This window comes from Nocardioides panzhihuensis (assembly GCF_013408335.1).
In the GTDB taxonomy this organism is placed as follows: Bacteria; Actinomycetota; Actinomycetes; order Propionibacteriales; family Nocardioidaceae; genus Nocardioides; species Nocardioides panzhihuensis.
Map to the genome: position 1 here is coordinate 5095874 of NZ_JACBZR010000001.1, position 26176 is coordinate 5122049.

General features: G+C 68.8%; 21 protein-coding genes. 11 read left to right on the top strand and 10 right to left on the bottom strand.

The window, feature by feature from the left end:
* Nucleotides 1-2 precede the first annotated feature (2 nt).
* Together BJ988_RS24175 and BJ988_RS24180 are read right to left on the bottom strand one after the other, a co-directional pair.
* Nucleotides 3-512: a hypothetical protein gene (locus BJ988_RS24175; protein ID WP_179660406.1), complete on the bottom strand. Its 510-nt coding sequence runs from the start codon at nucleotides 510-512 to the stop codon at nucleotides 3-5.
* Nucleotides 512-1123 (bottom strand): sigma-70 family RNA polymerase sigma factor, encoded by a 612-nt coding sequence (locus BJ988_RS24180; RefSeq protein ID WP_179660407.1) that lies wholly within the window; start codon nucleotides 1121-1123, stop codon nucleotides 512-514. The genes BJ988_RS24175 and BJ988_RS24180 overlap by 1 nt, the downstream gene beginning before the upstream one ends.
* Before the next feature lie 300 nt (nucleotides 1124-1423).
* On the opposite strand from BJ988_RS24180, the gene BJ988_RS24185 reads away from it, so the two are divergent.
* Together BJ988_RS24185 and BJ988_RS24190 are read left to right on the top strand one after the other, a co-directional pair.
* On the top strand, nucleotides 1424-2587 hold the full coding sequence (locus tag BJ988_RS24185; protein WP_179660408.1) for a peptidoglycan bridge formation glycyltransferase FemA/FemB family protein: 1164 nt from the start codon (nucleotides 1424-1426) through the stop codon (nucleotides 2585-2587).
* Between the two features lie 7 nt (nucleotides 2588-2594).
* Entirely contained in the window at nucleotides 2595-3647 is a 1053-nt protein-coding gene (locus tag BJ988_RS24190; protein ID WP_179660409.1) for an alanine racemase, read from the top strand.
* Here the strand turns inward: BJ988_RS24190 and BJ988_RS24195 are convergent.
* A complete protein-coding gene (locus BJ988_RS24195) occupies nucleotides 3605-5044 on the bottom strand; it encodes a glycosyltransferase family 87 protein (RefSeq protein WP_343051768.1) in 1440 nt (479 codons plus the stop codon). The two genes, BJ988_RS24190 and BJ988_RS24195, sit on opposite strands and share 43 nt — an antisense overlap.
* 11 nt (nucleotides 5045-5055) lie before the next feature.
* The gene (locus tag BJ988_RS24200; RefSeq protein ID WP_343051769.1) at nucleotides 5056-7527 is read right to left on the bottom strand and encodes a transglycosylase domain-containing protein; all 2472 of its coding nucleotides are present in this window, start codon (nucleotides 7525-7527) and stop codon (nucleotides 5056-5058) included.
* Between the two features lie 647 nt (nucleotides 7528-8174).
* Here BJ988_RS24200 and BJ988_RS24205 point away from each other — a divergent pair.
* Nucleotides 8175-8825: a PadR family transcriptional regulator gene (locus BJ988_RS24205; RefSeq protein WP_179660412.1), complete on the top strand. Its 651-nt coding sequence runs from the start codon at nucleotides 8175-8177 to the stop codon at nucleotides 8823-8825.
* Between the two features lie 47 nt (nucleotides 8826-8872).
* Nucleotides 8873-9955, top strand: coding sequence for an inositol-3-phosphate synthase (locus tag BJ988_RS24210; RefSeq protein ID WP_179660413.1), 1083 nt, complete (start codon nucleotides 8873-8875; stop codon nucleotides 9953-9955).
* 81 nt (nucleotides 9956-10036) lie between these two features.
* Here BJ988_RS24210 and BJ988_RS24215 read toward each other — a convergent pair whose 3' ends face one another.
* From BJ988_RS24215 to BJ988_RS24225, 3 genes are read right to left on the bottom strand one after another with little or no spacing between them, the layout of a single operon-like run.
* On the bottom strand, nucleotides 10037-11260 hold the full coding sequence (locus BJ988_RS24215; protein ID WP_179660414.1) for an ABC transporter permease: 1224 nt from the start codon (nucleotides 11258-11260) through the stop codon (nucleotides 10037-10039).
* A complete protein-coding gene (locus BJ988_RS24220) occupies nucleotides 11257-11964 on the bottom strand; it encodes an ABC transporter ATP-binding protein (RefSeq protein WP_343051770.1) in 708 nt (235 codons plus the stop codon). The genes BJ988_RS24215 and BJ988_RS24220 overlap by 4 nt, the downstream gene beginning before the upstream one ends.
* The gene (locus BJ988_RS24225; RefSeq protein WP_179660415.1) at nucleotides 11961-13073 is read right to left on the bottom strand and encodes a permuted SH3 domain-containing protein; all 1113 of its coding nucleotides are present in this window, start codon (nucleotides 13071-13073) and stop codon (nucleotides 11961-11963) included. Before BJ988_RS24225 ends, BJ988_RS24220 begins: the two co-directional genes overlap by 4 nt.
* A gap of 153 nt (nucleotides 13074-13226) precedes the next feature.
* Here BJ988_RS24225 and BJ988_RS24230 point away from each other — a divergent pair, with 153 nt between their 5' ends.
* Nucleotides 13227-14516, top strand: coding sequence for a helix-turn-helix domain-containing protein (locus tag BJ988_RS24230; protein ID WP_179660416.1), 1290 nt, complete (start codon nucleotides 13227-13229; stop codon nucleotides 14514-14516).
* 27 nt (nucleotides 14517-14543) lie between these two features.
* Here BJ988_RS24230 and BJ988_RS24235 read toward each other — a convergent pair whose 3' ends face one another.
* Both BJ988_RS24235 and BJ988_RS24240 read right to left on the bottom strand, forming a co-directional pair.
* Complete coding sequence (locus BJ988_RS24235) at nucleotides 14544-14999, bottom strand: SRPBCC family protein (protein ID WP_179660417.1); 456 nt, start codon at nucleotides 14997-14999, stop codon at nucleotides 14544-14546.
* A 60-nt stretch (nucleotides 15000-15059) separates the two neighbouring features.
* Nucleotides 15060-16523, bottom strand: a complete 1464-nt coding sequence (locus BJ988_RS24240; protein WP_179660418.1) for a CCA tRNA nucleotidyltransferase — start codon at nucleotides 16521-16523, stop codon at nucleotides 15060-15062.
* 50 nt (nucleotides 16524-16573) lie between these two features.
* Between BJ988_RS24240 and BJ988_RS24245 the strand changes: the two genes are divergently transcribed.
* From BJ988_RS24245 to trxA, 5 genes are all read left to right on the top strand, one after another.
* The gene (locus BJ988_RS24245; protein ID WP_179660419.1) at nucleotides 16574-18769 is read left to right on the top strand and encodes a DUF6049 family protein; all 2196 of its coding nucleotides are present in this window, start codon (nucleotides 16574-16576) and stop codon (nucleotides 18767-18769) included.
* Nucleotides 18766-20403 (top strand): murein biosynthesis integral membrane protein MurJ, encoded by a 1638-nt coding sequence (gene murJ, locus BJ988_RS24250; protein ID WP_179660420.1) that lies wholly within the window; start codon nucleotides 18766-18768, stop codon nucleotides 20401-20403. The genes BJ988_RS24245 and murJ overlap by 4 nt, the downstream gene beginning before the upstream one ends.
* Nucleotides 20404-20458: 55 nt before the next feature.
* Entirely contained in the window at nucleotides 20459-22195 is a 1737-nt protein-coding gene (locus BJ988_RS24255; RefSeq protein WP_179660421.1) for a protein kinase family protein, read from the top strand.
* Nucleotides 22196-22401: 206 nt separating this feature from the next.
* Nucleotides 22402-23376, top strand: a complete 975-nt coding sequence (trxB, locus tag BJ988_RS24260; protein ID WP_179660422.1) for a thioredoxin-disulfide reductase — start codon at nucleotides 22402-22404, stop codon at nucleotides 23374-23376.
* A 122-nt stretch (nucleotides 23377-23498) separates the two neighbouring features.
* The gene (gene trxA, locus BJ988_RS24265) at nucleotides 23499-23828 is read left to right on the top strand and encodes a thioredoxin (RefSeq protein ID WP_292653202.1); all 330 of its coding nucleotides are present in this window, start codon (nucleotides 23499-23501) and stop codon (nucleotides 23826-23828) included.
* A gap of 164 nt (nucleotides 23829-23992) precedes the next feature.
* Here the strand turns inward: trxA and BJ988_RS24270 are convergent, their stop codons facing one another.
* Nucleotides 23993-24649: a GNAT family N-acetyltransferase gene (locus tag BJ988_RS24270; RefSeq protein ID WP_179660423.1), complete on the bottom strand. Its 657-nt coding sequence runs from the start codon at nucleotides 24647-24649 to the stop codon at nucleotides 23993-23995.
* Nucleotides 24650-24716: 67 nt separating this feature from the next.
* On the opposite strand from BJ988_RS24270, the gene BJ988_RS24275 reads away from it, so the two are divergent.
* Nucleotides 24717-26033, top strand: a complete 1317-nt coding sequence (locus BJ988_RS24275) for an aminotransferase-like domain-containing protein (RefSeq protein ID WP_179660424.1) — start codon at nucleotides 24717-24719, stop codon at nucleotides 26031-26033.
* Nucleotides 26034-26176 lie beyond the last annotated feature (143 nt).

Sequence of the window (26176 nt, forward strand, 5' to 3'; positions counted from 1 at the left end):
GGTCAGATCTCGAACGTGGGGGTCAGAAAGGCCGCGGAGCCGTCGGCAGGCTCGAAGCGGAGCCGGATGAGGCCGGCGGGGAGCGAGGTGAGCTCGAAGCGCCCCGAGGCGCCCAGCGTGACAGCGACGATCGGCGTACGCACCGAGTCGGCGCGGATGGCGCGGACGGTCATGGGCGTGCCGGGGACGACCCAGCCGTCGAGGCGGGCGGTGGTGTCGGTGTCGGAGGCGACGCGGACGAGCACGTCGACGCCGGACTGCGCGAAGCGCAGCGTGTAGGCCGAGCGGGCCTCGAGCGGGGACGCGGAGCGAACCCCGGCCGTCTCAGCGCCCGAGGACTCCACCAGGAGCATCAGCTCCAGGTCGAGCCCGAGGCCGGAGTCCTCGGCGGCGCCGGCGGCAGCCGCCTGCATTCGGGAGATCAGCCCGCCGGGTACGGGGTCGCCGGCGACGTACGCCTGTCGAACCAGACCCAACAGCTCCTCGCGACTGGGCTCCTCCGAGCGACCCATCACGACACCTCCCCATTGTCGAGCAGAGTACGAAGCGAGTCCCGCAGCTTCCCGAGACAGCGGCCGCGGGTGGGGCCGATGCTGCCGATGGGCATGTCGAGCTCTTCGGCGAGACCGGCGTAGTCGGGCCGGTCGGAGAAGGCAACCACGCGCACCAGCCGTCGGCATCGCTCGGGCAGGCCCTCCACGGCCGCCCAGATGCGCGAGTTGAGGTCGCCCTCGACGACCAGGGACTCGGCCGAGCGCTGTGTCGGAACGCGGGACTCCAAGGCCTCGTCCTCCACAGGTACGTCCCGCCCGGAGCGCTTCGCGACCCGCCAGGCCTCACGGCGGGTGGTCAGAGTGAGCCAGGCGCCGACGGCCGCGGTGTCGAGGATGGAGGAGTGCTTGCGTACGAAGGTGAGCCAGGTGTTCTGGACGACGTCCTCGGCCTGCTCCTGGCTGAGCCGGTAGGAGCGCGCTATCTGCCACAGGATCGGGGTCATCGTCGCGACCAGCTCGTCGAGAGCGGTGGAGTCACCGCTGAGCCAGCGGTCGAAGTCGGCCGTGGCCCGGGACCACACGGTCGCAGGTGTGTCGGCATGACCCACCTCACGTCTTACCCGTGTCACAGTCCCCTCCTCGACCGGCGGCCTCCGGGTCGGCGCCGAGCCGGTGGGGGGCCAGATGACGCGCGGGCGCGTCATCGTGGTGGTCATGGTTGCTGTCACGGCCCCAAGGAGGCCCAGGCCCCAGCCGTGATACATCTGGCCGCCGACAATAGCGTCTCAATGCGTCAGACTCACCAGCAATCGGTGGTCGGACTCGTCGAGACCGTCTTATCGGGTGGTCTCGACAAGCTCGACCACCGACATCCAGAGCGGGACCACCGGGGATTCGGCCCTACCGCCAGAGCGGGTAGCCTTCTGCGGGTGAGTCTCACCGTGCGCCCCATCACCGCTGCGGAGCATCTCGCCTTCATCGAGAAGCAACCCAGCGTGAGCTTCCTCCAGACCCCGTCGTGGGCGCGGGTCAAGACCGAGTGGCGCTCGGAGTCGGTCGGGTGGTTCGACGACCTGCAGGGCGGCGCCCTCGTCGGCGCCGCGCTGGTGCTCCACCGCCCGGTCCCGAAGCTGGAGCGCTTCACTCTCGCCTACCTGCCCGAGGGCCCGAGCATCGACTGGTCGGGCGATCTCGCTCCGTGGCTGGAGCCGCTGGCGTCGTACCTGAAGAAGAACGGCGCCTTCGGCATCCGCATCGGCCCGCCGGTCACGACCGCGACCTGGAGCGCGGCTCAGGTCAAGGACGGCATCGCCGACGACACCGTCCAGCGACTCGGCCAGCTCACCCCGACCCATCGCGACGCCATCGGCGCCCGCGTGGTCAGCCAGCTGCGGGCCGCCGGCTGGAAGCTGCAGAGCCCCGAGGACGGCTTCGGCGCCGGGCAGCCGCAGTACAACTTCGTCATCCCGCTGGCCCACGAGGACGGCACCCCGAAGACCGAGGACGAGGTCCTCAAGGGGATGAACCAGCTCTGGCGCCGCAACATCAAGAAGTCGGCCAAGATGGGCGTCGAGGTCACCGTCGCCTCCCCCACCAACCCGGCGAACGGTGACTTCGAGGGCGACCTGAGCGCCTTCCACGATCTCTACGTCCACACCGCCCAGCGCGACCACTTCACTCCGCGCCAGCGAAGCTACTTCAGCACCATGTTCTGGGCGATGTCGAGCGAGGACCCGGACCGGATCAAGCTCTTCCTGGCGCGGCACGAAGGCGATCTGGTCGCCGCCACGATCCTGGTCCGCGTCGGACAGCACGCCTGGTACTCCTACGGCGCTTCCTCGACCGAGAAGCGAGACGTACGTGGCTCCAACGCCCTCCAATGGGCGATGATCCAGGACGCCATGGCCGCCGGCGCGACCACCTACGACCTGCGCGGCATCACTCCGACGCTCTCCACCGACGACTCCCACGTGGGGCTGATCCAGTTCAAGGTCGGCACCGGTGGCCAGGCGGTGGAGTACGCCGGCGAGTGGGACCTGCCGCTCAACAAGCCGATCTACACGGCCTTCGATGTCTACATGAAGAGGCGCTGATCACCGTATGCCGCTGAAACTGACCGTCGACTCCGATCGCTGGCGCAAGCACGTCCAGGCCTTCGCAGAGGCGACCCCGGGCCTGGTCCCGGTCGCGAAGGGCAACGGCTACGGCCTCACCCTCCGCAAGCTCGCCCACCAGACCGAGTGGCTCAACGAGCTCGGCACCGGTGTCGACACCCTCGCGGTGGGCACCTACAACGAGGTCTGGGAGGTCGCGACGCGGTTCAGCGGCTCGATCTACGTCCTCACTCCGTGGCGGCCCTACTCCCCGGACATCAACCCGGAGATCGCCGACCGCGTGATCCACACGATCAGCCGTCCCGAGGACCTGCCGCTGCTGCTCGAGCGCCAGCCCAACCCCCGAGTCATCCTCGAGCTGGTCACCTCGATGCGCCGCCACGGGATGACGCCGAGCGACCTGTGGCCCACCTCTGCCATCGCCCACGAGCGCGCCCGCTTCGAGGGCGTCACGATGCACTTCGGTCTCGACGGCGGTTCGCTGGCCGAGGTACGCGCCCAGATGGACGCCGTCGTCGGCGCCGAGGCGACCACGGTGTGGGTCTCCCACCTGAGCGCCAACGAGCTCGCCCAGCTGCGCGCGTCCTACGGCGACGTCATCTTCCGTCCCCGGGTCGGCACCGGCCTGTGGCTCGGTGACCGCGGCGCGCTCACCGTGACCGCGACCGTCGAGGACGTGCACCCGCTCGAGCGCGGATACTCCTACGGCTATCGCGGCCGCAACGCAATGCGCGCCGGTCACCTGGTGGTCGCCTCCGGCGGCACCGCCCACGGGATCGGGCTCGAGGCGCCGCTGGGTGACACCCACCTGCGCTCGCGCGCCCTCGCGGTCGCCCGCGGCGGGCTCGACGCCATGGGGCAGTCGCGCTCGCCGTACACGCTCGACGGCAAGGCGCTCTGGTTCGCCGAGCCGCCGCACATGCAGGAGTCGATGCTCATGCTTCCCTCGGGCGCGCGCGTGCCCGAGGTCGGCGAGGAGCTCGAGGTGCGGGTGCGCTACACCGCGACCTCGTTCGACGAGATCATTTTGGACTCCTGAGTCGCCAGGTCCTCCTGCGACTCCGTGCGAGCCTCGGTCCACCGGACCGGGTCGCGCCACGGCTCGTAGATCTCCCGGACGACGACCACGATCAGGTAGATCTCGGCGGCCACGCGGGCGAGGATCGCGAACCAGTACGCCGGCTGGTCGCCGCCGCTGCTGGCCAGCATGTCCGCGAGATACCACCAGACCGCGACGAAGTAGATCAGCTCACCGGCCTGCCAGATGAGCTGGTCACGCCAGCGCGGCACGGCGAGCACGGCCAGCGGCAGCAGCCACAGGACGTACTGCGGTGAATACACCTTGTTGACCAGCAGGAATCCCGCGACGATCAGGAAGCCGAGCTGCGCCAGCCGCGGTGTCTCGCGGGCGGTCAGACCGATGATCAGTACGCCGCTGCACCAGGCGATGAAGAAGGCCCAGGAGACGAGGTTGACCGTCTGCGCCGAGATCGCCGCGTCGCTGGCCTGCTGGGCCACGAGCCACAGCGAGCCGAGGTCGGGGCCGCGCTCGGAGTTGAAGCTCCAGAAGACCTTCCACTGCTCCAGGCCGGTCGCCATCGCGGGCAGGTTGGCCAGCACCCAGGCAAGGATCGTCGCCAGGACGGCGACCGCCAGGTCGTAGTAGCGACGACGCCGGATGCAGATGATGACCAGCCCGCCGAGCAGGAAGAGCGGGTAGAGCTTGGTCGCACAGCCGAGCCCGATCAGGATGCCGGTCAGCAGCGGCCGGTCCCGCGACCACGCCCACAGCGCACCAGCAACGAAGACGACGGCCAGCATGTCCCAGTTGATGACCCCGGTCACCGCCAGCACCGGGGCGAGCGCGAACGCGGCCGCGTCCCAGGGCCGTCGGCGATGCGTACGTGCCAGGAACCAGGCCGAGAGCAGCGCCGCGACCGCGAAGCCGATCACGTTCACGATGATGAAGACCCGGATCTCGTGGTGCATGCCGGGCAGGCCCCAGAAGCTCGAGGTCTCCACGAGATGGCGCTCGTCCTCGTCGGGGGTGTCGGTCAGCCAGTCGGTGACGTGCGCCGTCGCCCAGGCGTAGTAGGAGATGCCGACCGGATACTCCATCACCTGCGAGTAGCGCGCCCGGACGTCAGGATCGGAGGAGTACGGCCACTCGTGCTCGGCCAGGCCCCGGTCGACGTAGAGATAGGGCAGGTCGGAGTAGCAGAAGTGGGTGTATCGGCTCTCGCCGTTGGTCCAGGTGGCGTTGTAGCAGGTCTGCTTGGAGACCATCCCGATGGCGAACGTGAGCGCGGTCAGGAGCAGCAACAGGCCGACAGCGCTGAACCAGCGCCGTCGGCCGTGTGCGATTCCCCCGAGAGGACCGCCCACCGCGGTGGAGGCGGTCCTGACGACCGCATCCTCCGCCGCTGGGGAGGTCACTGGACCATCCGTCACTGAGTAGCGCCCTCCGCATTGCCTGTGTCGTTGTTGCCGCCACCATTATTGCCATCGGCCGGCGGAGACGAAGTCTCGCAGTCGCCCAACCAGTCACAGCTGGTATCGGGGACCTCGGGCTCGGTCGACTCCGGCTCGTCCGGGGTCGTCTCGTCGCCCGGCTCCTTGGTCGGCTTGTCGGTCGGCTTCTGAGTCTCCTCAGGCTTCTCGATCGGGATGCAGAGACCCTTGCGCTCGTCCTTCTTGGAGCAGTCCTCCGACGGGGTCGGGCTCGGCTCCGGGGTCGCGGTCAGCGACGGCTCGTGGCCGTCCTGGGGCGCGATACCGTCCATCCAGGCCGGCTCCGGGAACTCCTCGAGCTCGAGGTCATCGGTCAGCGGGCTCATGATCGCGGCCCAGGTCTCGGCCGGGTAGCCGGCTCCGTAGTAGGAGTCGAGCCAGTCGTCCAGCTTGCCGGAGCCCTTGCCGCGGACATACATCACTGCCGTCGAGAGCTGCGGGGTGTAGCCCGCGAACCATGCCGAGGAGACGTCGTCGTCGGCGTTGGTCGCCGTTCCGGTCTTACCGGCGGCGGGCTGGTTGATCACACCGGCCGTCTGGCCGGTGCCGCTCTCGACGACGCGCTGCAGCGCGTAGGAGGTGTCGTCGGCGGCGTCCTCGGACATCGCCCGCTCCTCGCCGTCACGCTGATCCCACTCGTAGACGACCTCACCCTTGGCGTTGACCACCTTCGAGACGACGTGCACCGTGTTGCGTACGCCGCCGTTGGCGATGGTCGCGTAGGCGTTGGCCATGTTGATCGGGCTGATCGCCTGACGCCCTAGCGTGAGCAGGTAGTTCTTCGGGTCGAAGTCGATCGAGTAGGCCGGGATCGAGCGGTAGTCGGCCGGCGCGTCCTCGGCGTGCTGCTCGTCCGGCGGCAGACCCGCCTTGACCGCCATCTCGTAGACGTCCTCGCTGCCGTTGGGCAGGGCAGACGACATCTGGACGAAAGAGGTGTTCACCGACTCCTCCATCGCCTTGATGCCGGTGATGTGCTCGCCGTAGCCGTGGCCGGTGGGGTCCGCAGCCGTCTGACCCGAGTTGCGGACCTCGCGGTCGGTGCCGGGGATCTCCCAACCACCCTCACCGGTCCAGGTGTCCTTCAACGAGTAGCCCGCCTCGAGAGCGGCCGCCATGGTGAACGGCTTCATCGTCGAACCGGCCATGCCACCCGAGGCGGCCCAGTTGATCTGGGACTCGAGGTAGTCCTGACCGCCGTAGAAGCCCTTGAGCGCACCGGTCTTCACGTCGACCGTCGCGGCGCCCACGTGCAGCTCGTTCTCGGGACGCTTGGCGTTGACCGCCTTCTTGTCCTCGGGACGTACGTCCCTGACGGCGTCCTCCGCGGTCTTCATCGCCTTCGCGCTCAGCGTGGTGGTGACCTTCAGCCCCTTGCTGTCGATCTCCTCCTCGGTGAAGAGCGGTTCGCCGTCCTCGTTCTTGAGGGACTTCAGCTCGTTCTTCACCAAGGTGAGCGCGTGGCCCTTCTGGCCGCCGAGGCGGCTGTCGGCCTTCGGCTTGGGGAACTTGGGGAGTGCAGCCTTCGACTTCTCGAGGGTGGCCTCGTCGTAGTCGCTGAGCGCCTTGCCCTGGGCCTTGAGCTCGGCCATTCCGTTGAGGACGTACTGATAGCGGCCGAGCAGCTCGGTGCCGCCGGCGTCGGCGCCGGACTTCTCCGGATCGAACCCGTTCGGGTTGTTGAGGATCGCGGTCAGCGCCGCGGCCTCCTTGATGTTCAGGTCCTCCGCCGACTTGCGGAAGTAGGTCTTCGCCGCGGCCTGGACGCCGTAGGCACCCCGCCCGAAGTAGACGGTGTTGAGATAGCCGGTGAGGATCTCGTCCTTGGACTCCTGCCGGCTGATCTTGAGCGAGATGACCGCCTCTTTGACCTTGCGGGAGTAGGTGCGTTCCTGGCTCAGGTAGAGGTTCTTGACGTACTGCTGGGTGATCGTCGAGGCACCGCCCTGGCTGCCGGTGGTGGCGTTGGAGAAGAGGGTGCGCGCGATGCCCTTGAGATCGATGCCGTTGTTCTCGTAGAAGCTGCGGTCCTCGGCGGCGACGGCAGCGTCCTTCACGATCGCCGGCATCTCCTCCGGCCTCAGCGCGTCACGGTTCTGGTCGCCCGCCTGGAAGCGGCCGACCTCCTTCTTGCCGCCGGCGTAGTAGACGAAGCTGGACTCGGCCTGGAACGCCGCGTTGGCGCTGGGGATCGAGATCATGTGGTACGAGATGATCACCCCCGCGCTGCCGATCAGTGCCAGGACCAGCGCGCAGACGCCCGCGATCTTGGCGATCCGGACCGCCAGGGCCTTCTTGTCCCGCTCGCCGTCGCCGTAGTCGTCCGCACCGAAGGCGGACTTGGGGTCGCGCCCCTTGCCGCCACCGCTGCCACCGCTGACGCCGCCTCCGTGTCGCTCGGGACGCACAGGGCGCTGACCGAGCCGGTCGACCGGGGGCTCGCCGGGACGGCGTGGGCCCGGGTAGGGCGGCCGTTGACCGGGACGGGGACCGCCGGGAGGCATCGGGCGCTGGGCGCCCGGGCGCCGGGGGCGGCCGCCTGGCGGCGGGCCCTGCGAGGCACCTTGCGGGCGGCGCGGAGCCGGCGGGCGACCGGAAAGAGCACCCTGCGGCGGGCGCGGGGCGCCCTGGGGTCGTCCTGGCAGCCCACCGAGATCGGGTCTACGGGGACTGGCGTTGCGGGGGCTGGGCCTTTGAGAGAAGCCGCCGGAATGGTCGCTCACGGGTGTTGCACTGCTCCTGTGACTGCCCGGCACGTGACCGGACGGGCTGACACTGACAATCCCCCGACGTCGCTGAATCCCCCCGAGGGAATCCCTTGAACCTGACGCGACGCTTGCCGGACATCTCCCCGGGTGGTTTCCGCGGGTCGGTGGACGGCAGCCATCAGCGTACGCAATCGACGCTAGCGCTCGCGCATCCACGCCCAGCGCGCCCCAAGTCACCCGACGGCAACAGTTCGGTGACGGTTGCATCGAAGTGGTTCCTTCCGGCGTCATCAGACAAGACTTAGGTCGCTGTTGGCAACTGTGGATATATCGGTACGATAGGTCGCATGGCACGTCGCGCAGAGACGATCGAGTTGGCAGTCCTTGGGCTGCTGCACGAGTCGCCTATGCATGGCTACGAGCTGCGCAAGCGGCTCAACCTGATGCTTGGCTGGGGTCGAGTGCTGTCGTACGGCTCGCTCTACCCGGCCTTGAAGAAGATGCTGCGCAAGCACCTCATCGAGGAGGCAGCGCAGAGCGTGACGCCGGTGACCCGGCGTCCGCGGATCGTCTACCAGCTGACGCCTGCCGGTGAGCGGGAGTTCACCCAGCTCATGTCCGAGGTGGGTCCGATGGCCTGGGAGGACGACAACTTCGACATAAGGTTCGCGTTCTTCGGTCGCACCGACATGGAGATCAGGCTCCGCGTCCTCGAAGGACGCCGAAGCCGGCTCCAGGAGCGGCTCGATCGGGTACAACGCGAGCTTGCCATGACCCAGAAAGAGGTCGACTCCTACGCCCGCGAGCTTCAGCGTCACGGTGTCGAGTCGGTCGAGCGGGAGGTCCGATGGCTCTCCTCGCTGATCGACGCCGAACGCAACCCGAAGCCTGTGATCGATGAGCAGGCAGCGGGTCGGGGGGACCTGGGGGATGACGACGGCGTACGCGACGAAGCGCACGTCTCGCGCACAGCGCAGAGCAGCCAAGAGAACGAGTGATGACTTCCTTGCCGATGAATCGGCAAGGAATATTGGAAGGAGCCCCGATGGGTTCGGTTCGTGTAGCAATCGCGGGAGTCGGCAACTGCGCCAGCTCCCTGGTCCAGGGTGTGGAGTACTACAAGGACGCCGACCCGGCGGGCAACGTCCCGGGCCTCATGCACGTCGTGTTCGGCGACTACCACGTCTCTGACGTCGAGTTCGTCGCCGCGTTCGACGTCGACGACAAGAAGGTCGGCAAGGATCTCTCCGAGGCGATCAACGCCTCCGAGAACAACACCATCAAGATCGCCGACGTGCCGTTCACCGGCGTCGAGGTGCAGCGTGGCCCCACGCTCGACGGTCTGGGCAAGTACTACCGCCAGACCATCTCCGAGTCCGGGCTCGACCCCGTCGACGTCGTCTCGGTCCTTCGCGAGAACGAGGTCGACGTCCTCGTCTCCTACCTTCCCGTCGGTTCGGAAGAGGCAGACAAGTTCTACGCGCAGTGCGCGATCGACGCGGGCGTGGCCTTCGTCAACGCGCTGCCGGTCTTCATCGCCTCCGACCCCGAGTGGGCCGCGAAGTTCGAAGCCGCCGGCGTCCCGATCGTCGGTGACGACATCAAGTCGCAGGTCGGTGCCACCATCACCCACCGCGTCATGGCCAAGCTGTTCGAAGACCGCGGCGTCGCGCTGGACCGTACGTACCAGCTCAATGTCGGCGGCAACATGGACTTCAAGAACATGCTCGAGCGTGAGCGCCTGGAGTCCAAGAAGGTCTCCAAGACGCAGGCCGTGACGTCGAACCTGACCGGCGAGCTGGCCGACAAGATCGACAGCCGCAACGTGCACATCGGTCCGTCCGACTACGTGCAGTGGCTCGACGACCGCAAGTGGGCATACGTCCGGCTCGAGGGCCGCGCGTTCGGTGACGTCCCGCTCAACCTGGAGTACAAGCTCGAGGTCTGGGACTCGCCCAACTCCGCGGGGATCATCATCGACGCGGTCCGTGCCGCCAAGATCGCCAAGGACCGCGGCGTCGGTGGCCCGATCATCCCGGCGTCGGCGTACCTCATGAAGAGCCCGCCGGTCCAGATCGAGGACACCGAGGGTCGCGTCCAGCTGGAGGCGTTCATCCGCGGCGAGTGATGCTCGCTCGACCGGTGGTCGAGCTTGTCGAGACCCCCGCCCAGTCGCGGGAGGTCTCGACAGGCTCGACCATCGAATCGTCTAGAACCGGATCGCGTCGATGATCTTGACTCTCGCCGCGATCATCGCCGGGAGGATCCCGGCGAGTGCGCCGACGGCGAGCGCGACGGCGAGACCTAGGAAGGCCGCCGAGAGCGGGAAGGGCGGGATGTCGTCGATGCCCTGGAGGACGTACTTCTCCACCAACGGGTTCTTGACGGCGGCCACGGCCAGGAGCACGCCGACCACGCCCGCGACGACGGTGGCCACGACGCTCTCCATCAGCACCGAGAAGAACACCCGCCCGGTGGTCGCCCCGAAGCTGCGCCGGATCCCGATCTCCCGGATCCGCTGCTGGATCGTGACCAGCGCGATGTTGAGCAGGCTCAAGGCACCGAGCAGCAGGATGATCCCGGCGATCCCGATGATCACCCATTTGATCGGGCCGATCGGGTCCTCACCGCCCCACGCCAGGTAGTCGTCGCGTTGAGCGTCGACCTGGAGTCCCGGGAGCTCGGCGCGCATCGCCGTGTTGATCTCGCTGGCGAGCTCGTCGGCGCCCTCGACCGGCACCCACATCTCGTAGCTGGCGTCCGTGGGTGCTCCGGTCTGCCAGTGCTCGAGCGAGTCGGCCAGCATGAACGCACGCGGCGTGCCGTAGCCCCGCAGGCTGGTCACGCCGATGATCGTGGCGGTCACCGACATCCCCTGGCCCTTCAGGTCCACAGAGGTCGGCAGCTGTGTGCCCCGCAGACCGAGCTTCTTCAGGAAGGTCTCGTCGACCACGAGCGCCGGCGAGAGGCGCTCCTCATCCGACGCCTGCAGCCAGCGGCCCTGCGGCACCACGACCCGGTGGATGGCAGCGTACGCCGGGTCGACGCCCATCAGCTCGACCCGCTTGCTGCTGCTCGCGGCGGTCGCCTTGATGTCGTAGGCGGAGATCCTCGCCGACGCGTACTTCACGTCGAACCGCTCCACGATTGTCTGGAACGCGGGCCTGACCCGCTCGACGGAGAGGGGCATGCCGGTGCGGTCGTCGTAGGCCATGACCGAGATGTGCGCCGGCCGTCCGTCGACCTCGTAGGACTCGGTGAACATCTGCTTGGCGATCTGGCCGGCCGCGACGGTCGCGGTGATGGAGGCGACGGCCACCGCCACTCCGACCAGCGACAACAGCACCCGGAGCCGGTGGATGCGCAACTCCTGCCACGCCTCGACGGTCGAGGCGGCCAGACCAGTGACGAGGCGCGCCAGGGCCGTCCTCACGCCATCGCCCCCTCGGTCAGGGGGTGCAGCCGTCCCTCGGCGAGCCGGAACCGCCTCCGGGCAAGGGCGGCGACGTTCTGGTCGTGGGTGATCGTGATCAGCGCCGCGCCGGAGTCGTAGGTCGCCTGGTCGAGCAGCTTCATCACCATCGCGCCCGTCTCGACGTCGAGCGCCCCGGTCGGCTCGTCGGCCAGCACCACCGACGGCGTCCGGACCAGGGCACGGGCGATGGCGATGCGCTGCTGCTCGCCGCCCGAGAGGAACTGCGGCATCGCGTCGAGCCGATCGCCGAGACCGACCTTGTCGAGCATCGTCGCCGCGATCCGGCGCCGCTGCCAGAACTCCCTGCCCGAGGCGTACAGGAGGGGGGCCATCACGTTCTCCAGCGCCGTACGCCCCGGCAGCAGGTTGAACTGCTGGAAGACGAACCCGACGTCACGCCCGCGGATCCGGGCGGCCTGCCGACCGCTGATGTCGGTGACGTTGCGTCCCGCCCACTCCAGGGTTCCGCCGGTCGGCCGGTCCAGCAGACCGAGCAGATTGAGCAGCGTCGACTTGCCGGTGCCTGAGCGGCCGACGATGCCGACATGGTCGCCGCGGCGTACCTGCAGATCGACGCTGGTCAGGATGGGCAGGCCCTCTCCGTCGGGGAGCTCTACCGTGCGGGCCACGCCGGTGAGCCTCAGGAGCTCCTCGGAGCTCACATCTCCCCCTCAGGCATGTCGCCGGCCATCTCCTCGGGCGAGTCCTTCGCGCCCGGGACGTATCGCAGCACCGAGTCACCGGGCTTGAGCCCGCTGGTGACCTCGACGACCTTGCCGTCGGTGACGCCGAGCTTGACCGGCTGCTCGGTCGGGGTCCCGTCCTCGCCGACGACCCAGACGCTGCCGTCCCGGACCAAGCCGGTGACAGCGGTGACCGGGATGGTGACGACGTCCCCGTCGCTCTTGCCCGCGTCGATGACCATGGACATCGTGAGACCGTCGAAGACGGTCACCTTCCGCGGCACCAGACAGCTGATCCGGGCGCCGGCGCCGGACTCGCCCTCGCCGCCGCCCGCCTCGCCCTCCATCGCCTCGCCCTCGGGCACGTCGCTGGTGATCGTCTCGGTCGCCGCGTCCCCGATGCGCAGATCGGTGCAGGCGAACGGCTTCGGGCCGCCCTCGATGGTCACGGTCGCCTTCTCCGGGTTGCCGGCCAGCCGGTATCGGTCCAGCGGCGAGATCGCGCCGACGGCGTGGAAGGTCGTGGGACGGATCGAGACGACGACCCCGTCCTCGGCCACCTCGCCGAGCATGTCGACTGCGTAGTTGCCGACGATGCCCGTGGCCGGGGCCACGACCGTGTACCAGTGATAGACCGGCTTGGGTGTCGACGGCTCGGCCGGGGCGTCGTCCCGATCACCGTCGCCTCGGGCGTCATCCACGCTCCCGGGCTCGTCGGCGGACTCCTCGACGGGGTCGGCCTCCTCGGCGGGCTCCTCCTCGGCGCGCACCTGGAAGAGCTTGTCGCCCTTCTCGACCTTGGTGCCGCTCTCGGCGAACCTGTGCGCCAGCACGCCGGTCACCGAGCTGGTGGCCGAGACCGGCTTGTCGATCACGATGGTGCCGTCGACGGTGAGCGAGTTGGAGATCGTGCCCTTCTCGACGACGACCTCCTCGGGAGGAATCTGCCCGGTCGGCGTCAAGGGTGCCCCGTCGGCATTCTGCGTCGAGCCGGTGAAGGCCAGCTTGAAGAGGCTGGCGGCGACCATGAGCCCGATCACGGCCCAGAAGGACTTGAAAAGTACGCGGCGCACCACCGTCTTCGACATGAGCGGACTGTAGTCCTACGTCTCGGGTCGCGGCCGCCGAATTTCTCCCCGGTTCGGCAACACTCCATCCACGTCGGCATCGAACACATGTTCCATCCCCTAGACTCCGGGGCCCGAACGACCGACCGCCTCAGGCACGGGAGACCCCCAACAATGCGTCCCGACAACGACTCGACCGCTGACCGGACGACTCCGAAAGTCGGGGGTAACGGCCGCGGCCTCATCCTCTTCGGTGCCGTCACGGTCGCGCTGATCTCGACGGCGGCTGCGTACGTCGCCATGGTCGGCTTCGGGCGAGACGTGCTCGCCATGGGCACGATCAACGCCTACGCCTTCGCCGGTGTCTTCGAGCTCTCGCTGGTCACGGTGGCACTGATGGCCAGGGAGGCCGCCCAGCAGGATCGGCCCGCGCAGACCCTGCTGACCCTCACCTGGCTGCTGTCGGCGGCGTCCGGGTTCTTCGCCGGCTGGCACGAGGTCCACCTCGGTCACGCTGCCACCGCGGCGGCGTTCCGGTTCATCGTGCCGCTGCTGGCCGCGCTCATGTGGCACCTGGCGCTCGTCGGTGACCGCCACCTGGCCATGGAGCGGTCCTGGTCCGAGCTGCGGACGGGCGCACGGATGCACGCGCTGCTGGCGTCCCGGGTCGAGTGGCGGCGGGCTCGCGACACGGCGCTGCGGAGGCGTACGGCCTCGTCACGCCGGAAGCTGGAGCGCGCGCAGAAGCGCTACTGGCGCGCCGAGGCGGTCGCGCTGCGGTCGGTCGCCCCGGGCGCGATGCGTGACCAGATCACCCAGTGGGTCGACGCGTTCGCCGCGGTCGCCGAGGGCACCCGTCAGGCCGACCGGCTGCCGATCACCCTGCCCGACGTGCACGAGGCGCTCCGCGTGCCGGTGGTGGAGCGGCTCGCCGCCGAGCACATCCCTGAGCACGTCCCTGAACGCATCACCGAGCGCATCACCGAGCGCATCACCGAGCAGAACACCGAGCAGGTGCCGAACGACCTCGCCGACATGCCTCGCGAGGTCCTGCCGCGGGAGAACCGGACCCGCGAGATGTCCTCCGCACTCGCGACCACCGACACCCGCCGTCGGGTCTCCAGCCGCGTGAGCGATGCCGCGCGCACCGCTGCCGACGCCGCCCCTGGCGCCGGGATGGCTCCGCAGTTCAGCAACGGCCGGACCGCCACCAAGCCCGACGAGACCGACGGCCCCCTGCTCGACCGGATCCCGTACCCGGAGAACATCCCCGACCCCGAGCCGGAGATGGACTACCCGGACACCTTCCCCGACGAGGAGGAGGACCTGCTCAGCAACCTGCCCTCCGAACCCCGAGAGGCCGCGCGGATCCTGGTGCGCGCCGGCGCGCCGGTATCGACGGTGGCCGACAGACTGCAAGTTTCGCCCAGCACCGTCCGCCGCTGGGTCAAGGCGCCCGCCTGACCGCCCCGCCGTAGTTGTGGCGCGGGGTCAGCCTTCGAGGTCAGCCTTGAGTTTGGCCAAGGTCGTGGCCATGCCCGTACGCAGCTCCTCGGTGAACTTCTCCTGACCGCCGAGCACCGCATTCGTCAGCGAGCGGGAGAGCGCGGAGATGCCGTTCGGGGTCTCGCGGCGGTGGGTGACCAGGGACCCTTCAGCGGTCTCCTCGATCTGGAAGGACCAGATCGTCGTGTTCTCGGCGACGCGGAACGCGAAGTCGGAGTGAGGGGTGAAACGTACGACCTTGGCGTTGGTCGGCCAGTGCTTCCAGCCCTGGCGGTTGATGTTGAAGAAGCGCGTCCCCTCCTTGACCTGGCCGAACACGACAGTCTTCACCACCTGCGGGCTCCACGAGGCCATCCGCGGCAGGTCCGTGATCGCGGCCCACACCTGGGCCGGCGTCGCGTTGATGGTGGTCGTCGCCTGAAGATCTGTGATCGTCGTCATGCCGGAACCATACCGTCAGTATGGCTCTCTCAACAGGGCGCGCTCAGCAGGGCTCGACGGTCAGCCCCGCTCGGACCACCAGTCCAGCAGCCGCTTGGCGGCCTCGTCCTCGGAGAGGAGGCCCTCGTCGAGGCGCAGGTCCATCAGGAACTTGTACGCCGCCCCGACCTCGCGTCCCGGAGAGATGTCGAGCAGCGACATGATCTGGTTGCCGTCGAGCGCGGGCCGGAGCGCGGCGAGCTCCTCCTCCTCGGAGATCCGCTCGATGCGGGCCTCGAGGGCGTCGTAGGTGCGGGCCAGACGGTCGGCCTTGCGACGGTTTCGGGTGGTGCAGTCGGCGCGGGTCAGGATGTGGAGCCGCTCGAGCTGGTCGCCGGCGTCGCGGACGTAGCGCCGCACCGCCGAGTCGGTCCACTCCCCGTCGCCGTAGCCGTGGAAGCGCAGGTGCAGCTCGACGAGCGAGGAGACCGCCTCGATCTCGTCGTTGGAGAAGCGCAGTGCCTTCATCCGCTTGCGGGTCATCTTGGCGCCGACGACATCGTGGTGGTGGAACGAGACGGTGCCGTCGTCGTGGAACTTGCGCGTGCGCGGCTTGCCGACGTCGTGCATCAGCGCCGCGAAGCGCGACACGAAGTCGGGTCCGCCGCCGAGACGCGCCTCCAGGTCGATGGACTGCTCGAGCACGGTGAGGGTGTGCTCGTAGACGTCCTTGTGCCGGTTGTGCTCGTCGCGCTCCATCCGCAGCGCGGTCAGCTCGGGCAGCACCAGCTCGGCCAGCCCGGTCTCGACGAGCAGCGAGAGCCCGCGGCGGGGGTAAGGCGCACAGATCAGCTTGACCAGCTCGTCGCGGACCCGCTCGGCCGAGATGATCGTGATCCGCGACGCCATGTCCTTCATCGCAGCGACGACCTCGGGAGCGACCGTGAACCCGAGCTGCGCGGCGAATCGCGCGGCGCGCATCATCCGCAGCGGGTCGTCGGAGAACGACGCCTCCGGCGTCCCCGGCGTGCGAAGCACGCGGGTCGCCAGGTCCACCACCCCGCCGTAGAGGTCGACGACGCTGCGCTCTTTGCCCTGGGGCCCGGCAAGTCTGACGGCCATCGCGTTGACGGTGAAGTCGCGGCGTACGAGATCGTCGGCCAAAGACGTGCCGTAAGCCACCGAGGGCTTGCGGGAGTCGGCCGAGTAGGCCTCGGAGCGATAGGTGGTGACCTCGACCTGCCACGGGCCCTTGCGGGTGCCGATGGTGCCGAAGTCGCGGCCCATGTCCCACAGCCCCTCGCCCCACGTACGCAGGATCTTCTCGGTCTCCTCGGGGCGCGCCGAGGTGGTGAAGTCGAGGTCGTTGTGCGGGCGTCCGAGCATCGCGTCGCGGACGGGGCCGCCGACCAGAGCCAGCTCGAAGCCCGAACGAGCGAAGGCCTCGCCTATGGAGTCGATGACCGGTGCGATACGGTCCAGTTCAGCTGTCACCGATCGCTGAACATCGGCGACGCTGATCGGGGGAAGCTGGCTGTCGGACACAACGCCGCAGTCTACGAGGACCGCACCCCCGGAAAGATATTCTCGAAGTCATGCCAGTCCGCCAGCACCAGGCGAGGCCGCCACGGCCACCCGGGCGAGTCGTCATCACACTCGTCCTGACGCTGCTGGCACCCCTTTTGCTGATGCTGTCCGCGACCACGCTGGCCGCGCCGGCCGGGGCTGTGGACGACGTCGAGGAGACCGACCCGCTGGCGGTGAGCATCGACGAGCTCGACACGGTCAGCCTCGACGGCCGCACCAAGGGCAGGATCACGGTGCGCGGCAAGGTCTCCAACACCACCGAGGAGGAGTGGGCCGGGGTCAACATCTACCCGTTCGTCGGCAACACGCCGATCACCACCTCCGCGGAGCTGGCCGAGGCGGCCAAGCTGCCCGCAGACGCGCTGGTCGGCGAGCGGATCGTCGCCGAGGGGGCGTACGCCAAGGTCCCCGACCTCGAGCCGGGCGAGACCTACTCGTGGTCGCTCACCGTGCCTCGCAAGCTCCTGCAGATCACCGAGCCCGGGGTCTACTGGTTCGGGGTCCACGCCCTCGGCGCCACCACGCCGACTACCGCCGACGGCCGGGCGCGCACCTTCCTTCCGCTGGTGAAGGAGCCCAACAAGAAGGCCAAGGCCGAGAAGGTCTCGCTGGTCATGCCGCTGCGGCGCAGCGTGGTCTACGACGCCGACGGCAGCGTGAGCTACCTCCCCGGCTGGACCCGTGACCTGAGGGCTGGCGGCCGGCTCTACCGGATGCTCGAGACCGGCGCGGAGATGCCCAGCCTGACCTGGGCCATCGACCCGGCGCTGATCGATGCCGTACGCAACCTCGCCGAAGGCAACCCCGCCCGCAACCTGGCGCCGACGGACGGGCCGGAGGAGAGTCCGGAGGAGAGCGGGGGGCAGAGCGCGTCGGCCTCCGCCTCCGCGCTGCTGCCGAGCCCTTCGCCGAGCACTGACGCCGATGCCGATGCCGAGGAGCCGATCGACGAGGAGACCAAAGCCGCGCAGAAGGCCGCCACCACGTGGTTGAACCGCCTCGAGGATGCGTTCGCCGGCCACGACCTGCTGGCCCTCCCCTACGCCGACCCCGACCTGTCCGCGCTGGCAACCAGTGACCCCGACCTGCTGGCCAGCGCGCGCGAGCAGACGAGCCAGGTGCTCGCCGAGCTCGGCATCAAGGCGACCCCGGCCGCTGCGCCGCCGACCGGCTACCTCGACCGCGCGGCGGTCAACCTGCTCGAGCCGGGTGCGGTCAACTTGGTCAGCGACCGGATGTTCCGCGGCACCGCGCCCGTCGTCGCCGACCTCGACGGTCACGAGATGATCGTGACCTCATCCGGTGCCGCGGCCGGCGGGCCCGGACCCAACGACTTCCTCGACGCGATCTCGGTGCGCCAGCGTCTCGTCGCCGAGGCGGCCCTGCTCCGCGGTTCCGGCAAGCCGCTCGTGGCGGTCCTCCCCGACGGCTGGCACCCTCCGCAGGACGCCGCCTCGTTCGTCGCCCCGTGGAACGAGGCCGCCTGGATCTCGTCCTCGACGCTGACCGAGGCGGTCGCCGGCCACAAGGCGACGTCGGTCGCCGCCGAGAAGCTTCGCTACCCGCGCCGCGAGATGCGGGCCGAGATCTCGGCCGAGAGGATCAGGACCGCCAACGAGCTCGTCGGCGCCGGCAAGATGCTGCAGCGCGTCCTGACGCACAACGACGAGGTCGCCGCCGACATCCTCAACGAGGCGCTGACCACGACCTCCTACTCCGCCCGCCGGGGCTACACGGACGCGGGCGCCGACGCGCTGAGCTACGTCGGCGCCCAGCTGAGCTCGATCACCGTCGACGTGCCGCCGAAGGTGATCCTCTCCAGCATGAAGGGCGGAGAGTTCCAGGTCTCCCTGAGCAACGAGCTCGACGAACCGGTCACGGTGCGGCTGGATGCGATGACCGACGAGTCGCTGCGGGTCGCGACCTCCGAGCCCGTCCAGCTCGACGCCAACTCGAAGGCCAGCTTCAACCTCGCGGCAAGCATGCGCGACACCGGCACCCACACCGCGCTGATCGTCGTCACCGACACCAAGGGCAACCCGCTGGGCGCGCACGCCTCCGTACCGATCCGCCCCTCCCAGGTGAGCGGTGTGATCTGGTGGTTCGTGGGGACGGGCTGCGCGCTACTCTTCGCGGCGATCGCGGTCCGGCTCACCCGGCGCATCATGAAAGCCAAGAAAGCCCGTACGTCAGGAGAAGCGTGACAGCCACCGAGCAGAAGTCCGGCGGAAGCTCGGTCCTCGCCAACAGCGCGGTGATGGCCGCGGGGACACTCTTCTCCCGTGCCAGCGGGTTCATCCGCTCGGCGCTCTTGGTCGCAGCCCTGGGCTCCGGCCTGCACGCCGACGTCTTCAACATCGCCAACACCGTCCCCAACATGCTCTACATCCTGTTGGCGGGCGGCGTCTTCAACGCGGTGCTCGTCCCGCAGCTGGTGAAGGCACAGAAGAACGACGCGGACGGCGGGACGGCCTACACCGACCGGATCATCACGCTGGCCGGCCTCTTCCTCGGCGTGGTCACGGTCGCGCTCGTGCTCGGTGCGCCGTTGCTGATGCGCCTCTACCTCGGCGCCGACTGGTACACCCCGAGCCACGCGGCCGAGCTGGAGTCGGCCATCGACTTCGCCCGCTGGTGCCTGCCGCAGGTCTTCTTCTACGGGATGTTCGTGCTGGTCGGGCAGGTGCTCAATGCCCGCGGCGTCTTCGGCCCGATGATGTGGGCACCGATCGCCAACAACATCATCGCCATCTCGACCCTGGTGCTCTACCTGGTCGTCTTCGGCCCCTCGAACTCCGGCGGCTACACGACCTCCCAGGAGATCGTGCTCGGCCTGGGCTCCACCCTCGGCATCGTCCTCCAGTTCCTGCTGCTCCTGCCGGTGCTGCGCAAGGCCGGCGTCCGCTATCGGCCGCGCTTCGACTTCCGCGGCGCCGGCCTGTCCCACACCGGCCGGCTGGCCGTGTGGACGGTGCTCTTCGTGATCGTCAACCAGGTGGCGTACACGATCGTCACCCGGCTCGCGTCGACCGGCTCGGCCGCGGGCGGCACCGGCTACACGGTCTACTCCAACAGCTTCCTGGTCACCCAGGTGCCCCACTCGATCATCACAGTCTCCCTGGCGACGGCGATCCTGCCGCTCCTCTCCCGCCACGGCGCGGCCGGAGAGCTGCCCGAGCTGGGACGTACGTTGTCCCACCAGATGCGCAACGCGCTCGCCATCGTGGTCCCCATCGCCGCGCTGATCCCGGTGCTCTCCGAGGACATCGCGCACCTCCTGTTCGGCTACGGCGCAGGTGCCGACGCGTTCAAGGACTACGCCCCGACGCTGTCGATCTTCGCGGCCGGCCTGGTCTTCTTCACGATCCACTATCTGCTGCTGCGCGGCTTCTACTCGCTGGAGCAGAACCGCACCGTGTTCTTCATCCAGTGCGCGGTCGCCACCACCAACATCGTCGCCGCGCTGGTGCTGACCAGGGCCGTCTCCGCGGAGTACACCGCCCCGGCGCTGGCCGGCGCCTACACGCTGGCCTACCTGGTCGGCTCCGTCGTCTCGTACGTCGTGCTCAAGCGCACCCTCGGCGACCTGGACGGTCGCGGGCTGCTCGGGTTCCTCGCCCGCCTGGTCATGGTGACAGCGGTCGCCGCTGCCGCAGCCTGGCTGCTCCGCACGGCACTGGGCATGATCAACGACGAGCCGACGATGGTGCTGGCGCTGATCGGGGCGGCTATCGTCGGGGCGCTGCATCTCGGCATGCTGCTCCTCGGGGCGCAGGCTGCCCAGGTCAAGGAGCTCACCTCGATGGTGCAACAGGTTTCCCGACGACTACGTCGATGACCACCATCGGACAGGCTCCGCTCTGTCTGGCACGGTCTGAAAGAATGGGTCCGATATGGAGTTCACGCAATCAGGCGACGTCCTCGCCGGCAGGTACCAGCTGACGGATCTGCTCAGCGAGTCCCGTGAGGGACGCTTCTGGCGCGCCCAGGACGCCGTGCTCGGCCGCCCGGTTGCCGTGCACGTCCTCGATTCCCGCGACGAGCGCGCGCCTCGGCTGATGGCCGCCGCCCGCAACTCCGCCGCTGTCGGTGACCCCCGGATGCTGCGCGTCCTCGACGCCGCTCAGACCGACCAGGTTGCGTACGTCGTCAACGAGTGGGGCGAGGGCTCGTCGCTGGAGAACGCGCTGGCCGCCGGCGGACCGCTGTCCCCGCAGGAGGCCGCCTGGATCGCCTCCGAGGTCGCGGACCTGCTGGTCCTGGCCCACGATCAGGGCCACGCCCACGGCCGGCTCAACCCCGAGGCGGTGCTCCTCGACGACCTCGGTGCCGTGCGCGTCATCGGCTTCGGTGTCGACGCCGCACTGCACGGGATCGACCCCGACACCCGTGACTCCCAGCGGCGCGACCGCGTCGACGCCGTCGGCGTCCTCTACGCCGCCCTGACCGGCAAGTGGGCCGGCGAGACCCTGTCCTCGATGCCGCCCGCGCCGCGGGACCATGGCCGCGTCCTCCGTCCCCGGCAGGTACGCGCCGGGGTGCCGCGTCCGCTCGACGACCTGTGCGACCGGGTGCTGGGCAGCGGCGCCGAGATGCCGCCGCTGACCGCCGCCGAGCTGCACTCCGCGCTCGCCGGCTTCTCCGGTGAGCCGACCGCTCCGCTCAACCGGCCCTCCGCCGTCGACGAGGAGACCCAGGCGATGGCTCCGCCGGCCCAGGCCGAGCCGGCCGAGGCGCAGGCGGCCTCGAACGCCATCGGCGTGGCCCCCGACGCCGTACGCCCCCAGCGCCAGCGTCCGTCGTCCCCGCCGCCGATGCACGACCCGACGCCGTCGAAGCCGCTCTTCGCGGACGAGACCCCGGGCTACGTCGCGCCGCAGCGCCCGCAGCAGCCTCCCCCCGCCCGGCGGCCGGTGGCCCCGGACGCCTCCTACAACGGCTGGCAGGGTGCGTGGACCGGTGCCAACGTGCCGATCGCCGAGGAGCCCGACTACAACAGCAAGCCAGGCACCAACTGGCTCCGGATCGCGATGGGCGTCGGCCTGGTGGTCCTGGTCCTCATCGCCGGCTCGATCGCATGGAACATCGTCAGCGACGACCCCAGCACGACCGCGGAGAACCCCGGCACGGGCGACAACGGCGGCGACACCAATGTCGAGGCCAAGCCGACCCCCATCAAGGGCATCACCGCCAAGGATCTAGACCCCCACGGCGACCCGCCCACCGAGACGCCCGACCTCGTCGACCTGGTGGTCGACGGCGACGCGAACGGGTTGGCGTGGCGTACGGCCCGCTACAACGACCAGATCGGCGACCGTCCACGTTCGCTCAAGCCTGGTGTGGGGCTGGTGCTCAACCTCAAGGACGAGCACGCCATCGACTCCCTGAAGTTCAACATGATCGGGGAGCCGACTGAGATCGAGATCTTCGTTGGTGGCTCCCCGTGGACCGACGACCCCAGCGGCGCCCCCGCCGCCAAGGGCAGCGTCGGCACCGAAGGCGAGATCAAGGTCGAGGACGCCCCCGAGGGCAGCTATGTGCTCGTGTGGATGACCGGCCTGCCCCAGGTCGACGGCGGCTACCGGGCCGAGGTCAAGGAAGTCCAGGTCATCGGCACCCCCGTCTCCTGATGAGACGTCACTCCCGTCGGCCGACGCGTCACGTACGTCGGCCGAGAAGTCACTCCGGTCGCTCGACGTGACACCGGGATGCCGTCTCGCACGACGTACGTGACGTCTCGGCCGACGCTGGTGACGTCTCGGCGGTCAGAGCCCTGGAATGTATGTGGCCTACGATCTGTTGTGCAGTTCGCCAGCCACACCTGAGGAGCCACAAGATGCCGACCCCGTCGTCCCCGACAGACCCCCGCAACGTGATCGTCGTGGGTTCCGGCCCGTCGGGCTACACCGCCGCGGTCTACAGCGCCCGTGCCGGACTGCAGCCGCTCGTCTTCGAGGGGTCGGTGACGGCCGGCGGTGCCCTGATGAACACGACCGATGTGGAGAACTTCCCCGGTTTCCGTGACGGCATCATGGGCCCCGAGCTGATGGACAACATGCGTGCCCAGGCGGAGCGCTTCGGCGCCGAGCTCGAGCCCGACGACGTGATCGAGATGGACCTCACCGGTCCGGTCAAGGTCGTCAAGACCGCGACTGACATCCACTACGCGAAGTCCGTCATCCTCGCCACCGGCTCGGGCTACAAGAAGCTCGGCCTGCCGCGCGAGGACGAGCTCTCCGGAAAGGGCGTCTCCTGGTGTGCCACCTGCGACGGCTTCTTCTTCCGGCAGAAGCCCATCGTGGTGGTCGGCGGCGGCGACTCCGCCCTGGAGGAGGCCCTCTTCCTGACCCGCTTCGGCTCCTCGGTCACCCTGCTCGTACGCCGCGAAGAGCTGCGCGCCTCCAAGATCATGCAGGAGCGCGCCTTCGCCGACCCGAAGCTCGAGATCGCCTGGAACTCGGTGGTCGAGTCCATCAACGGCGAGCTCTCCGTGGAGAGCATCACCGTCAAGGACACCAAGACCGGCGAGCTGCGCGATCTCGAGTGCAACGGCCTCTTCATCGCCATCGGCCACATCCCGCGCTCGGAGCTGCTCACCGGCCAGGTCGACCTCGACGACGACGGCTACGTCCTCACCAAGGGCGGCACCACGGCCACCAACATCGAGGGTGTCTTCGCCGCCGGCGACCTGGTCGACCACGTCTACCGCCAGGCGATCACCGCCGCCGGCACCGGCTGCCAGGCCGCGCTCGACGCGGAGAAGTTCCTCGCTCACCAGGCCCACGCCGAGGCGGCTGCCGTCTCGGCCTGACCGAAGCCTCTACGGTGGTGGTCTCGACAAGCTCGACCACCGGGCGCCGGGAATGTGCGAAACGATCCCGGCGTTCTGACCACAGATCTTCTCAAATCGTCCCTACAAAGAAGGAACCCATCGTGGCTGACAACATGACCGCCGTGACCGACGCCGAGTTCGACGCAACGGTCCTGAAGTCCGACAAGCCGGTCCTGGTCGACTTCTGGGCCGAGTGGTGCGGCCCGTGCCGCCAGGTCTCCCCGATCCTCGAGGAGCTGGCCGGTGAGCACGGTGACAAGGTCACCTTCACCAAGATGAACGTCGACGAGAACCCGGTCACCCCCTCCACCTACCGCGTGACCGGCATCCCGACCATCAACGTCTACCAGGGTGGCGAGGTCGTGAAGTCGATCGTCGGCGCCAAGCCGAAGGCCGCGCTCCTCAAGGAGCTGCAGGAGTTCATCGGCTGACACCAGCTGTCCCACGATGGCGCGTCACCTGTCACGGTGGCGCGCCATCGTTCATTTCGCCGAGGCGTCAGTTACGTCGGGCGAGACGTCACTTGCGTCGGGCGAGTGGTCTCGACAGGCTCGACCACCGGGCGAGGGTTCGTGGACCGTTTCACGGGAAACATTCACTCGCCGTCGCGGTGCAGCTCGGTGGAGGCCGGTGACGGATGACTTCGCGGACGTACGACCTCCCGCAGCCGCTCCCACGCGGTCTCGAAGTCGTCGATCCAGGTGACGGTCTGCTTCAGGTCCATCCGCATCCGAGGGACGGTCGGATGCTCCCGATAGGTCTTGAACCCCACCCGGCCCAGGAAGTCTGCGGGCGCGGCACAGCGCCGACCATGGATGCCGCTCATCGGACCGACGTCGCCGAAGGCCTCGATCGCGCGGAACTGACCGCGTTGGACCAGGTCACGAGCCATTCCCTGCACGAGCATCCGGCCGATCCCGCCGCCGGCGCGACGCGGGTCGATCCACACCGTGGTCATCAGGACCGCGTCGGCGGAGACCGGTCCGGAGGGGAACGAGGCGACCCGCGGAACGAAGACCGGCGGCGCGTAGAGCACGAATCCGGCGGGCGTACCGTCGATCACGGCCACCCGTCCGCACGAGCCCCATTCGCGGAGCACCTCGGAGATCCAGGCCTCCTTGACCTCGACCGTCTGCGCCGAGTTGACGCGGCGATGGCCCACAGGATCGCGCTCCCAGAACAGGCAGGCGCGGCAGGGCGCCGGGACCTCGGCGAAGAGATCCAGCGTCAACGGAAGTACGCGACGTGCCATGTCTCACCCTTGATCCTGGGTTAAGGGTCTGTTACCAGCGTATGCGATCCTTCATGATGGTGACACCATGACTGATCTTCCCCAGCGCGCAACATCATCCCGCCTCGACCCGTACGCGGACCGCTATGCGGCGCGCACGGCAGGCATGACGGTCTCGGAGGTCCGGGCCCTCTTCGCCGTGGCAGCCCGGCCCGAGGTGGTCTCGCTCGCTGGCGGCATGCCCAACATCTCCAGCCTCCCGCTGGACGTGGTCGGCGACTCGATCAGAGACCTCGTCATGACCCAGGGCCCGACCGCGCTGCAGTACGGCGGAGGCCAGGGCGATCCCAAGCTGCGCGAGCAGATCTGCGAGGTCATGCGCCTGGAGGGCATCGAGGCCCACCCCGACGACGTCGTCGTGACCGTCGGCTCCCAGCAGGCCGTCGACCTGGTCACCCGGGTCTTCTGCGACCCCGGCGACGTCGTGATCTGTGAGGCCCCGTCGTACGTCGGAGCCCTCGGTGTCTTCAAGGGCTACCAGTGCGACATCGTGCACGCCGAGGTCGATGCCAGCGGCCTGATCCCCAGCGCGCTCGAGCAGGCGATCGTCTCCACCAAGGCCTCGGGCCGCAAGGTGAAGTTCCTCTACACGATCCCGAACTTCCAGAACCCGACCGGCGTCACCATGACTCCCCAGCGTCGCACCGAGATCCTCGAGATCTGCCGGCGCCACGACATCCTGGTGCTCGAGGACAACCCCTACGGCTTGCTCGGCTTCGACGACGAGCCCCGCCCGGCGATGCGTGCCCAGGACCCCGGGGTCATCTACCTCGGCTCGTTCTCCAAGACGTTCTCCCCCGGCCTGCGGGTCGGCTGGGCGCTGGCCCCCTCCGCGATCCGCGAGAAGCTGGTCCTGGCTCAGGAGTCCGCGACGCTCTGCCCGCCACCGTTCAACCAGATGGCCGTCTCGGCCTATCTCTCCAACCACGACTGGCAAGGCCAGATCAAGCAGATGCGGGAGATGTACCGCGAGCGTCGCGACGCCATGCTCGATGCGCTCGAGGCCTACATGCCCGCTTCCTGCACCTGGACCAAGCCCGACGGTGGCTTCTTCGTCTGGCTGACCCTCCCCGCCGGCATCGACTGCAAGGCGATGCTGCCGCGCGCGGTGACTGCGCGAGTCGCGTACGTCCCCGGCACCGGCTTCTTCGCCGACGGCTTCGGCGCCTCCTCGATGCGGATCTCCTACTGCTACCCGACTCCGGAGCGGATCCGAGAAGGCGTACGCCGCCTGGCGGGTGTCATCGAGGCCGAGATGGAGCTTCTGGAGACGTTCGGTGCGACCGGCCCCATCCCTGGCCTTCCCATCCGCGGCGCCGAGCACCCCTCGACGAACACGCAGTAGTACTGCCTGAAGGTCGAGCCTGTCGAGACCTTGTCGGAATGTCATCTCGACAAGCTCGATGACCGGACCACCCCCGGAGGTCGAGCCTCTCGAGACCTCCCCAGAAAGTCATCTCGACAAGCTCGATGACCGGACCACCCCCG